This window comes from Longimicrobiaceae bacterium (assembly GCA_035696245.1).
Classification (GTDB): domain Bacteria; phylum Gemmatimonadota; class Gemmatimonadetes; order Longimicrobiales; family Longimicrobiaceae; genus DASRQW01.
The window spans coordinates 1-10,928 of the sequence record DASRQW010000168.1 but is presented as its reverse complement, the minus strand read 5'-3'; the positions used below and the strand labels follow the sequence as shown (position 1 = coordinate 10,928).

Genomic DNA, 10,928 nt, shown 5'->3' with positions numbered 1-10,928 from the left:
GGAAGGTGCGGGGGCGGAACCGGCCGGCGCAGCTCGTCATCGTGGGCGACGGACCCCTGCGCCGGCACTACCAGCAGCTTGCGGCGGGCGACCCCGGCATCCGCTTCGTGGGCCCGGTGCTGGAGGGGCGGCCGGGCTTCTACGCCGGCAGCGCCGTCTATGCCTGCCCGACCACCAAGGCATCGTTCGGCATCACGCTGCTGGAGGCGATGGCGTGCGCTACGCCGGTCGTCTGCTCCGACATCCCCGGCTTCCGCGACGTGGTGGCGGACGGCCGCGAGGCGCGCATGGTGCCCTGCGGCGACGACGGCGCGCTGGCGGACGCGCTGGTGGAGCTGCTGGACGACGAGGCGCTGCGCGAGCGGCTGGGGGCCACCGGCCGCGCGCGGGCGCTGGACTACAGCTGGAGTCGCGTGGCCGACACGGTGAGCGACATCTACCTGGACGTGCTGGGCCGCCTGACGATCGCCGCGTGAGCGCGCGCACCGCCCTGGCGCTCGGCTGCGGCGTTCTCGCGGCGGGCGCCGTCGTGCACGGCGCGCTGCACCGCAACAGCCCGCTCTTCGGCGCCGCGCTCGGGCGGCTGCCGGGGGGCGGGCGTCGCGTTGCGCTCACCTTCGACGACGGGCCGAACCCGGAAGCGACGCCGCGAATCCTGGACGTGCTGGCGGAAGAAGGCGTGCGGGCGACGTTCTTCGTCCTCGGCCGGCACGCGGAGCGCTGGCCGCATCTCGTCCGCCGTGTGGCGGACGAGGGGCACCAGATCGGCAACCACGGCTGGCACCACCTCAAGCTGCACCGGAAGCCGCCCGCGTTCGTACGGCGCGACCTGGAGATGGGGACGCGCGCGGTCGGGGACGCCGCGGGGGTGCGGCCGCGACACTTCCGCGCGCCGCACGGCTTCCGCAGCCCGTGGGTGACGCCCATCGCCCGCTCGCTCGGCCAGCGGACGGTGGGCTGGAGCCTGGGCGTGTGGGACTCCGCCCGCCCGGGCGCGGACGAGATCGTGCGGCGGACGATGGACGGCGTGCGGCCCGGCTCCATCGTCCTGCTGCACGACGGCGACGGACGCGACCCGGCCGGCGACCGCATGCAGACGGCGGAGGCGCTGCCGCACATCATTCGCGGCCTGGTCGATCACGGCTACACGTTCGAGACGCTTCCGGTTCGATGACGCCCAGGCTCGGGAAGGCGCTGCGGTGGGGAGTCCTGCTCGCCATCGCCGCTCTGCTCGCGGTGTTCGCGCGCGGCGTGGACTGGCCGGCGGTGGGACGGGCGATGCGGAGCGCGTCGGTGCCGCTGCTGCTGGCGGCGACGGCGGTGAACCTCGTGTCGCTGCTGGCGAAGGGCGTGCGCTGGTGGCTCTTCCTGCGGCGGGGGGGCGTGTCGTCGCTCGGCGTGGTGCTGCGGGCGACGGTCGCGGGCTCCGGCCTCAACAACGTCCTCCCCGCCAACGCGGGCGAGGCGGCGCGCGTCGTGTTCGTCGCCCGCTCGGAGAGCGTCCCCGCGGCGGACGTGCTCGCGGGTCTCGCGCTGGAACGCAGCTTCGACGTGATCGGCTTCGTCCTGCTCCTGGTGGGCGCCGCCGCCTTCGTGGACGTGCCGCCGATGCTGGCGCGCTGGCGGCTCCCGGCCATCGGCGTCCTCGCCGCGCTGATGCTGCTCCTTCTCCTCGTCGCCCGCCGGCAGGCTCCCGCGGAGGCGGCGGAGCTCGCGGCGGACGCGGGGCTCACGCTCCGCGTCCGCGCCTTCATCGTGCGCACGGTGGCGAGCATGACGCACGCGGCATCGCCCGGTGCGCTGGCGGGGGCGCTGCTGCTCTCGCTCGTCGCGTGGGGATTGCAGCTCGCGACGTACCACTTGGCAGCGATGGCGCTGCACTTCCCCATCACGCTCGGCGGTACGGTGACGGTGCTGCTCGCGGCGAACCTTGGCTTCGCGGTGCGCACCACGCCCGGTGGCGTAGGCGTCTTCCAGCTCATCTACGCCGTGGTCGCCGTCCGTCTCGGCCTCCCGCGCGAAGCCGCCATCAGCGTCGCCCTCCTCCTCCAGATGCTACAAATCCTCCCGGTGACGCTCCTCGGCGCCGCCCTCGCCCCCCGCATGATGTGGAAGGCGAAGGGTGCCAGGGATATTTGAGAGGCCGCGCATCTCCCGGCTTCTGGCACGTCCGCATCTCACATCCGCTGCATCTAAAGGATCTGCGCCGGACGATGAGCAAGGCACCACACCTAACGACCTCCGCCCGTTCAGGTGGAGGTTTCTTGCTCTACCCGCCGAAACTGAAACGCGCCGCGAACCGAAGCGGGCTGGACGGACGGCTCCACGCCCGCTACGCTACCGATTCCTATGCGTCACATCTCGTCACGTCCGACCGGCGGCCTGCACGATGAGCAGAATCCGAATCTGGAAGGTGGAACGCTCCAGCGGTTCCACGGCGCCTCTGGAGCCGGTGCACAGCAGCGAGACCGAGCGGCTGCTGGAAGACGTTCTCGTCGGCTCGCCGGATCTGCTGGAGCAAGGGCTCTCGCTCGTGGGCCGGCAGCTGGAGACCGGGAGCGGCCCCCTGGACCTGCTGGGCGTGGACGGCGAGGGAAGACTGGTGGTGTTCGAGCTGAAGCGCGGGGTGCTCACGCGCGACGCCGTGGCCCAGGTGGTCGACTATGCGTCGAATATCGCCGCGATGGACTTGGACCGCCTTGCCCGGTGGATCGAAGAAAGCTCCGGCAGATTCGGCATTCCGCGGGTCACAGATTTCGCGGAGTGGTACGCGCAGGAACATCCGGGCGATTCCGGCCCGCTGAGCGAGCGCCCGCGCATGGTACTCGTGGGCCTGGGCGTCGACGAACGCACTCTGCGAATGGTGAACTTCCTCGCCGGGTCCGGCGTCCGCATCGAGCTTCTCACCTTCCAGGGCTTTCGGTGCGGTGGAGACCTGCTGCTCGCCAAACAGGTGGAGAGCGAGCCGATGTCGGAGCGGCAGGAACGCGTCGGCGGTACGAAGGAGAGCAACCGCCGTTACCTGAGCGAGTACGCACGGGAGCGGGGCGTTGGCCCCTTCCTGGAGGAAACTGCGGTCTTCGTACAGAACGCGCTGCGGAATGCTTACGTGTGGCCGCACAAGATGCTCTTCTCGTACGCCGTGGCAGATCAGACGGAAGAAGGCCGGCCCACGCAGAGGTACATCGTCGCGCTGGGGCCGCACGAGCAGCGGCCCGGCACGCTCCGTCTCGCGTTTCCGCAGCGGGTGCTGGACCTCGGCGCAGACGTGGAGCAGGCGCTAATCGACGCCGGCGGGGCGAGGGTCCCGCTCGCCTCGCGCGCGCTGGAGATCATGCTCCAGCCTTCGTCCTGGCCGTCCGTTCGCGACCGCATCGGCGCCGCGCTGGAGATGGTTCGGCGGCGCTGGGAAGAGCGGCGCACCCAACAGGCGGTGAGCGCGATCGAAGAAGAGCCCGACTCCCTTCTCCACGATCCGGACCCGGACGACGTCCGTCCAGCCTAACCACGCAGGCCTTCCGCTTGACCACTCAGCCCCCGCACAGGTTGTGAACCGGCCCTCCGCCGGGCATTATACGCCGTCCCCGCCCTCCGAATCCCCATCGCATCCGACACATGACACCGTTCCGAAGCTTCCTCTGCGCGGGTGCGGCGATGCTTGCGCTCGCCCCGGCAGTGGCCGCGCAGCAGGGCGGCGCCACCCCGCGCGACACCGCGGGCGCACTGCACGAGACGTCGCGCCAGGGCGCGCAGCAGCGCGACACGGCCGCCGCGCGCCAGGTGCAGCTCCCCACGGACCCGGTCAGCCAGGCGGTGCGCGGCTTCACGTTGCGCAACCTGGGCCCGGCGGCGTACTCGGGCCGCGTGACGTCCATCGCCGTGCCGCGCACGTACCGGAAGACGATCTACGTGGGCACCGCGGGCGGCGGACTGTGGAAGACGAGCAACGCGGGGACGACGTGGCAACCGGTGGGCGACTCGCTGGGCACCAGCAGCATCGGCGACGTGGCGGTGGCGGCGTCCGACAGCAACACCGTGTGGGTGGGGACGGGCGAGAAGAACAGCCTGCGCTCGCAGTTCTGGGGCAACGGCGTGCACGTGTCGAACGACGGCGGGAAGACGTGGCGGCATGCGGGGCTGGCGAACACGCGCTCCATCGGCCGCGTCGTCATCCACCCGCGCGACCCGAACACCGTCTACGTCGCCGCGCTCGGCCACCTGTGGGGCCCCGGCCCGGACCGCGGCATCTACAAGACGACCGACGCGGGGCGGACGTGGAGCAAGGTGCTGTTCGTGAACGACACCACCGGCTTCGTGGACCTGGAGATGGACCCGCAGAACCCGGAGGTGCTGTACGCGGCGTCGTGGCACCGGCTGCGGTGGGGCGGCTCGCACATGGAGGGCGTGGGCGCCGGCAGCGGCATCTGGAAGACGGCCGACGGCGGGCGCACGTGGACGCGCCTCACCGACCCGCGGCTGCGCAACGGGCTGCCCACGGACCGGATGGGCCGGATCGGCCTCTCCGTATCGCCGCAGGACCCGCGGACGGTGTACGCCATGATCTCCGTGGACCGCGGGGTCAGCGACGTGCGGGCGGCGCCCTTCGGGGGGATGTTCCGGTCCGACGACGCGGGTGCGACGTGGCGGCAGGTGAACGACCTGGCCGCGAACCCGCACTACTACTACGACGACGCGTGGGTGGACCCCACGAACAAGGAGCACGTGTGGATGACGGCGTCGCCCCTGCTGGAGAGCAAGGACGGCGGCCGCAGCTTCGAGCCGGACTCGCTGAGCCGCGTGCACGTGGACAACCACGCGCTGTGGATCGACCCGGCGGACCCGCAGCACCTGGTGCTGGGCAACGACGGCGGCGTGTACGTGAGCTGGGACAACGGCAAGGCGTGGGAGCACATGCCCATGCCCATCGGCCAGTTCTACACGGTGGCGGTGGACAGCTCGCAGGTGCCCTACCGCGTGTGCGGCGGGCTGCAGGACAACGGTGTGTGGTGCGGCCCCAGCGCCACGCGCGACACGCTGGGCATCACCGACGCGGACTGGTATCCCGTGAACGGCGGCGACGGGATGTGGGTGCAGGTCCCCGCGCACGACCCGTACACCGTCTACTCCGAGTACCAGTTCGGCACCGTCTCGCGCGTGGACCTGCGCACCGGCAAGCGCGACGACCTTCAGCCCGTGTCGCTGGACGCGGGCGCGCTGAGCGGTTACGAGCTCCGCTGGGGATGGACGGCGCCGCTTGTCCTCTCGCAGCACGACACGAGCGTGCTCTGGTTGGGATCGAACCACCTGATCCGTATGCGCAACCGCGGCGAGGACTGGGAGGTCGTCGGCCCGGACATGACGCGCGCCGACCGCACCCGCCCGGAGCCGGAGACGGGCAGCACGGCCTACCACGCCCTCTTCGCCATCGCGGAGAGCCCGCGGCGCGCGGACGTGATGTGGACCGGCAGCGACGACGGCCTGGTGTGGGTCTCGCGTGACGGCGCACGCACGTGGACGAACGTGACCGGCCGCTTCCCGCGCGGGGCGCCCACGCGGTGCTTCGTCTCGTCCATCGCGCCGTCGAACCACGCGGACGGCACGGCGTACCTGGCGTACGACTGCCATCACCGCGACGACTACGCGCCGCACGTGTACCGCACAACGGACTTCGGCCAGAGCTGGACCGACATCGGCAGAGGGCTTCCGGCGGACGGGGGCAGCCTCACGGTGTTCGAGGACTCCCGCAACCCGTCGCTGGTGTGGGTGGGCACGGCCACGGGCGCGTACGTGACGCTGGACGCGGGGCGGGGCTGGCGCCGGTTCGGCAAGAACCTGCCGCCTGTTCCGGTGATGATGTTCGGGATGTCGAACCGCCAGCGCGACCTCGTCCTGGCGACGCACGGGCGGGGGATGTGGACGGTGAACGTGACCGCGCTGGAGGCGCTCACCGATTCGGTCGTCGGCGCCAAGGCGCAGCTCTTCCCGGTGCCGCCCGCGCTCCAGTACCGCTACGTCGACACGTACCCCAGCTTCGGCAGCCATCCGTTCGTGGCGCCCAACCCGCCGCGCGGCGCACAGGTCACGTACTGGCTAAAGGATGCCCAGCCCGGCACGGTGGACCTCACCGTCACGGATGCGCAGGGCAACGCCGTACGCCACCTCACCGGCCCCGGCTACGCGGGCATCCAGCGCGTGACGTGGGACCTGTCTCGCGACAAGCCGCGCCCGCGCCGCCTGGGCGACCCCACGGACAACGGCGACCTGCGCCGCGTGGACCCCGGCGAGTACACCGTCACCCTCGAGGTCGCCGGTCGCAAGATGCAGCAGAAGATCGTCGTCACCGACTGGCCGCAGACCCCATACGTGCGGCTGCGTTAAGCACCTCGGAAGATGCGGCCGAATCGTGAGATGTAGGGTGTGCCGTTGGATGCCCCCGCCCGGCCACCGTCTAAACCAACGCAAACCCCGCCCCCACATGCAGTTCTCCCCTCTCCCGCTTGCGGGGGAGGGGCCGGGGGAGGGGGCATCTCCCCGAAGCGAAACCGCTCGAGCCGTGCTTGGATCGTTCCTTCGACAAGGCTCTGCCAGATTCGCGAGACGAAAAAAGAGGCCGGACACCTTCGGGCGCCCGGCCTCTCGCTTTCCATCTACCTCATCGTCCCCGCATCATGCGCGGAGCGCGGTGGCGGCGGATTCCAGTAGCGTCTCGGGGTCGTACGTGAGCGGGGAGCGGAGCGTGTGGCCGAGGAAGTCGCGGAACTCGCGGTGCATCCCCTCCGCGTCGGCAGATGCGGGCTGGGCTATGCGCAGGGTGACGCTCCCGTCCGGCTGTAGGTCGGTAGCGCAGAAGAGGACGCGAATGCCGGTGCGTTCCGCGAACTGCATGATGGTGCGGGAGATGAAGATGCTGCCGCCCTCCACCCTCAGCTCCAGCGCCTCGCCGCGAGGCTCGCGCGTGTCCACCGCGAGCGCCACCAGGCCGCCCCGCGCCACCGCCCGCCGGATGCGCAGCAGGCTCTGCCCGTCGGCGAGGATGACGCCGCTGGGCATGCGGATGCCCTTGACGAAACCTGGCTGCGGCGGATGGTGCGCCATCACCAGGTGCGTCTCACGCCCCTGCTCCGCCGCCCAACGCAGCGCCAGCAGGTTCATGTCCTTGTGGCCGGTGAGGACGAGGCACCCGCCGTCGAGCAGGAGGTCGTGCCCTTCCACGCGCGGTTCCAGGCCGAAGTCCAAGCCCTCGCGGTTCAGGAGTCGCAGCATACGGAGCAGCGTGAACTCACGCTGGCTGTCCAGACTGTACGGCTGCGGCCGGTGGCCCATGCGAGCCAGCAGGGCCGCGAGAGCACGGGACAATCTGGCGGCGGCCTTGAAGCGCCCGGACGGCGGGAGCAGCGAGAAGACGAGGATACCGATGTGGAGAAAGAGCTTGCGCGGTGCTGCCGGACCGAAGATGCTGGGCAATCGGGGGGCGATTCGTCGGTGGGAGATGGGGTGGAGCGAACCCCAGTTTACCCCCGGCGGCCGTAGCGGGGCAAGGGGAGGTCAACGCGCCGCTCGCTGCGAAAGCGCACGGTACACCGAAAAAACTGGCGATCTCCCATGCGTGATCCGTGGATGCGGCGATCACCAGTCGCGGCCGGAGCGGGCGCCGGCGGGGCCCTTCCGCAGCTTCACGCGCTCCAGGCGGCGCTCCGCCTGCTCGGCACCCGCGAGGATCTGGTCGGCGGCCTCGTGGCTCACGCTGGGCGAGTCGCCGCCCTCGCCGCCGGGCGCGGGAGTGGGGCCCTGGCCGGATGGGGCCTGATCGTCGCCGCCCTGCCCTCCCCCGCCGCCGCCACCGCCGCCCCCTCCGCCGCCGCCCTTCTGCTGGAGCAGGCGCTGGGCGAGCTCCAGGTTCCACTTGGCATCCAGGTCGGCCGGGGCGAGGCGCAGCGCCTGCTTGTAGCGCTGGATGGCGCGCCGCAGCCGGGGCTCGCGCTCCGCTTCGGGAATGCTGTCGCGGCCGGCGAGCACGCTGTCGCGGAAGAAGGGCTCCAGGTCGGTGTTGCCGGCGTTGTATGCGGCCCGCAGGTGCAGTTCCGCGTCTCCCCGCTTGCCGTCCGCCGCGGCGGCGAGGACGGTGCGCGCGTCGTCGTACCGTGCCAGGCGCACCAACGCGGTGCCCAGGTCGTAGCGCGCGACGACCGACGCCGTATCCTCCGCCGCCGCTTTGCGATACTCCGCCTCGGCGTGGACGAAGTCGCCGGCGCGGTAGAGGCGGTTGCCGGCCGCGACGCCGCCCGCGCCCGTGAGGCCGAGGAAGGCCAGGAACGCAGCCCAGCGCCCGCTCACGATGCACCTCCGTGGCCGGCGGCGGCGGTGACCGCGCGGTCTGACGCGCGGTCCGCGATACCCGTGTTCGTCGCGTCGGAGGGGCGGAGGATGCGGCGGGCGCGCGGCGGGGCGGCGCTCGGCTCGGACCGCATCTCCCGAACGTTGCCGCGCCGTCCGCCGCGTATCTCCAGGATCGAATCGAGCGCGAGAAGGACGAGGGCGGCGGCGACGAACCACCAGTAGCGGTCTGCCGGCGCGCCGGGCGCGTCCGCATCTCCCGAACGCGCGGAGCCGTTACCGCGCGCATGCTGGAGCGCGGCGATGAGCTGCGGCGGGGCGCCCGCGGCAGGTGCCGTGAGATAGAGGCCGTGCGTGGTGGACGCCACCTCGCGCAGCAGGCGGTCGTCGAGACGGGAGATGGCGACGCTGCCGTCCGGCTCGTGCTTCATCCCCAGCGTGCGGCCGGAGATGAGGTCCACGTCCGGCACCGGGCCGCCGTTAGCCGTACCGACGCCCACGGTGTGCACCGCCACGCCCATCCTCGCCGCGATGCGTGCCGCCGCCATCACCGCGTCTCGCTCCTCCAGCGCCTCGCCGTCCGAGACGACCACCACCGCCCCCGCCGCGCCCTGCTCGGCGCCCGCGCGCAGCAGCCGCGCCGCGTGCAGAATCGCGCTGGAGAGCGACGTGCCGCTCTGCGTCACGATCTCTGGCGAGAGGTCGTCCAGGTACAGCTCCAGCGCGCTCACGTCCGACGTGAGGGGGGAGAGGATGTAGCCCTGCCCGGCGAAGGCGACGAGGCCCACGCGCTGCCCCGCGACTCCGCGCAGGACCGCGCGGGCGACATGCCGCTCGCGCTCCAGCCGGTTGGGCTGCACGTCGCGCACGAGCATGGAGTTGGATGCGTCCAGCACGAGCACCACGTCGGCCGCGCCCTCCTCCGTCTCCGTACCCTTGCCCCAGCGCGGGCCGGCGGATGCGAAGCCCAGCAGGGCCGCGGCGAGCACGACCAGCGCCGCGCGGCGGCGGGGGAAACGCCGCAGGTCCTCGCCCGTGAGGCGGACCACCAAGTCCGCGTCCCCGATTGCGTCCGCGGCGCGGCGGCGGCGGCGGGCGTAGAGCGCCATCGCCAGCAGCGCGAGCAGCGGCAGCGCGGCGGCGAGCGCGAGGAGTAGCGGGCGCGAGAACGAGATCGGGAAGTTCACGGCACCCGTCCCCACCGCGAGCCGCGCAGCAGCCATTCCGCCACGAGCAGCGCCGCGGCAGCGAGCACGAACGGCAGGTAGTGCTCGCGAAAGCGGAGATAGCGTTTCACATCGACGGGCGTCTTCACTAGCCGGTCGATCTCGCTGTAGATCTGCCGCAGCTTGCCCGCGTCGGTCGCGCGGAAGTAGCGGCCGCCGGTGGTGCGGGCGATGTCGCGCATCAGCGGCTCGTCGATGCGCACCGGCACGTACGCGTACCGCACGCGGCCGCCGGGCAGGTAACCCACGGGCGTGATCGCGCTGCCCACCGAGCCCACGCCCACGGTGTAGACGCGGATGCCGTACGCCGCCGCCGCCTTTGCCGCGTCGCGCGGATCCACGGTGCCGTCGGTGTTTTCGCCGTCGCTCATCAGGATGATGACCTTGCTCTTCCCCGGCGCGCGCCGCAGCCGGTTGACCGCCGTCGCCAGCCCCATCCCGATGGCCGTCCCGTCCTGTAGCTGCCCCACGCGCAGGTCGGAGATGAAGCGCTGGAGGATGGGATAGTCCACGGTCGTGGGCACCTGCGTGAGCGCCTCGCCCGCGAAGGCGACTAGGCCGATGCGGTCGTTCGGGCGCCCGCGCACGAAGTCGCTGACCGTGCGGCGCGCCACCTCCAGCCGGTTCGCGGGCCGGAAGTCCTGCGACAGCATGGACGACGAGATGTCGATGGCGAGCATGATGGCGATGCCCTCGGACCTCGTCTCCACCGCCGTCTCGCCCGTGCGCGGGCCCGCGAGCGCGATCACCAGCGCGATGATCGCGAGCACCCGCAGCGCGTTCGGAAGCGCGCCCAGCCACACGCGCCCGCGCCTGCGCAGGCCGGCGACGCCCGCGCCCCGCGCGAACGTGAGCCCGCGCCCGTCCCCGCGCCGCGCGAGCAGGAGCCAGACGGGGACGAGCAGCAGCAGGGCGAGCGCCCACGGCCGCGCAAGCTCCACGTTCACTGCGCCACCTCCGCCGTCTCGCGCGCGTCCGCATCAGCATCCGCATTTGCGTCGGCCGATGGCGGAGGAACGGGCGGATGGAAGCCCTGCACCCACGCCCGCGCGGCGTCGAGGTCGGCCGTGGCCTGCGACGGCGTCACCGGGTGGCGGGCGAACTTCGCCAGGTCGGCGGTGGAGAGCACGCCGTGCAGCGTCCGCACGTCGTCGGGCGCGGCGCCGTCTTCCGTCATCTTCTCCACCAGCTCCGCCGTCGTGAGGTCCGCGCCCCAATCGTCCGGCCGCAGCGACGCGGCGAACCCGCGCAGCGCCTCGGACACGGCTGTGTAGAAGCCCTTCCAGTCGCCCCGCTCGGCGAAGCCCGACGTGCGCGCCCGGTCCAGCGCGGCCAGCGCCGCCGCGCGCGCGTCCGTCTCCGTCGTCG

At 72.1% G+C, this 10,928-nt stretch carries 10 protein-coding genes; 5 read left to right on the top strand and 5 right to left on the bottom strand.

Annotated features, from left to right (window positions below; translation table 11 throughout):
• The 5 genes from VFE05_07810 to VFE05_07790 form a co-directional block, all read left to right on the top strand.
• Window positions 1-476 (top strand): glycosyltransferase family 4 protein (locus VFE05_07810; protein ID HET6229957.1); only part of this gene is annotated, 476 nt, incomplete at its 5' end.
• Complete coding sequence (locus VFE05_07805; GenBank protein ID HET6229956.1) at window positions 473-1,174, top strand: polysaccharide deacetylase family protein; 702 nt, start codon at window positions 473-475, stop codon at window positions 1,172-1,174. The genes VFE05_07810 and VFE05_07805, both read left to right, overlap by 4 nt.
• Window positions 1,171-2,139 (top strand): lysylphosphatidylglycerol synthase transmembrane domain-containing protein, encoded by a 969-nt coding sequence (locus tag VFE05_07800; protein HET6229955.1) that lies wholly within the window; start codon window positions 1,171-1,173, stop codon window positions 2,137-2,139. Before VFE05_07805 ends, VFE05_07800 begins: the two co-directional genes overlap by 4 nt.
• Window positions 2,140-2,389: 250 nt before the next feature.
• Window positions 2,390-3,505, top strand: coding sequence for an endonuclease NucS domain-containing protein (locus VFE05_07795; GenBank protein HET6229954.1), 1,116 nt, complete (start codon window positions 2,390-2,392; stop codon window positions 3,503-3,505).
• A gap of 110 nt (window positions 3,506-3,615) precedes the next feature.
• Window positions 3,616-6,378: a hypothetical protein gene (locus VFE05_07790; protein ID HET6229953.1), complete on the top strand. Its 2,763-nt coding sequence runs from the start codon at window positions 3,616-3,618 to the stop codon at window positions 6,376-6,378.
• A 288-nt stretch (window positions 6,379-6,666) separates the two neighbouring features.
• Here VFE05_07790 and VFE05_07785 read toward each other — a convergent pair whose 3' ends face one another.
• The 5 genes from VFE05_07785 to VFE05_07765 form a co-directional block, all read right to left on the bottom strand.
• On the bottom strand, window positions 6,667-7,464 hold the full coding sequence (locus tag VFE05_07785) for a hypothetical protein (GenBank protein HET6229952.1): 798 nt from the start codon (window positions 7,462-7,464) through the stop codon (window positions 6,667-6,669).
• Window positions 7,465-7,626: 162 nt separating this feature from the next.
• On the bottom strand, window positions 7,627-8,334 hold the full coding sequence (locus VFE05_07780; protein HET6229951.1) for a tetratricopeptide repeat protein: 708 nt from the start codon (window positions 8,332-8,334) through the stop codon (window positions 7,627-7,629).
• A complete protein-coding gene (locus VFE05_07775) occupies window positions 8,331-9,521 on the bottom strand; it encodes a VWA domain-containing protein (protein HET6229950.1) in 1,191 nt (396 codons plus the stop codon). The genes VFE05_07780 and VFE05_07775 overlap by 4 nt, the downstream gene beginning before the upstream one ends.
• A complete protein-coding gene (locus VFE05_07770) occupies window positions 9,518-10,507 on the bottom strand; it encodes a VWA domain-containing protein (GenBank protein ID HET6229949.1) in 990 nt (329 codons plus the stop codon). Before VFE05_07770 ends, VFE05_07775 begins: the two co-directional genes overlap by 4 nt.
• Window positions 10,504-10,928, bottom strand: a 425-nt coding sequence (locus VFE05_07765) for a hypothetical protein (protein HET6229948.1), incomplete at its 5' end; no start/stop codon positions are given. The genes VFE05_07770 and VFE05_07765, both read right to left, overlap by 4 nt.

What these genes read in the sequence shown, in the direction of transcription:
- VFE05_07795 (HET6229954.1), top strand. Translation starts at nt 2,390, where the DNA reads ATGAGCAGAATCCGAATCTGGAAGGTGGAACGCTCCAGCGGTTCCACG.
- VFE05_07800 (HET6229955.1), top strand. Translation starts at nt 1,171, where the DNA reads ATGACGCCCAGGCTCGGGAAGGCGCTGCGGTGGGGAGTCCTGCTCGCC.
- VFE05_07790 (HET6229953.1), top strand. Translation starts at nt 3,616, where the DNA reads ATGACACCGTTCCGAAGCTTCCTCTGCGCGGGTGCGGCGATGCTTGCG.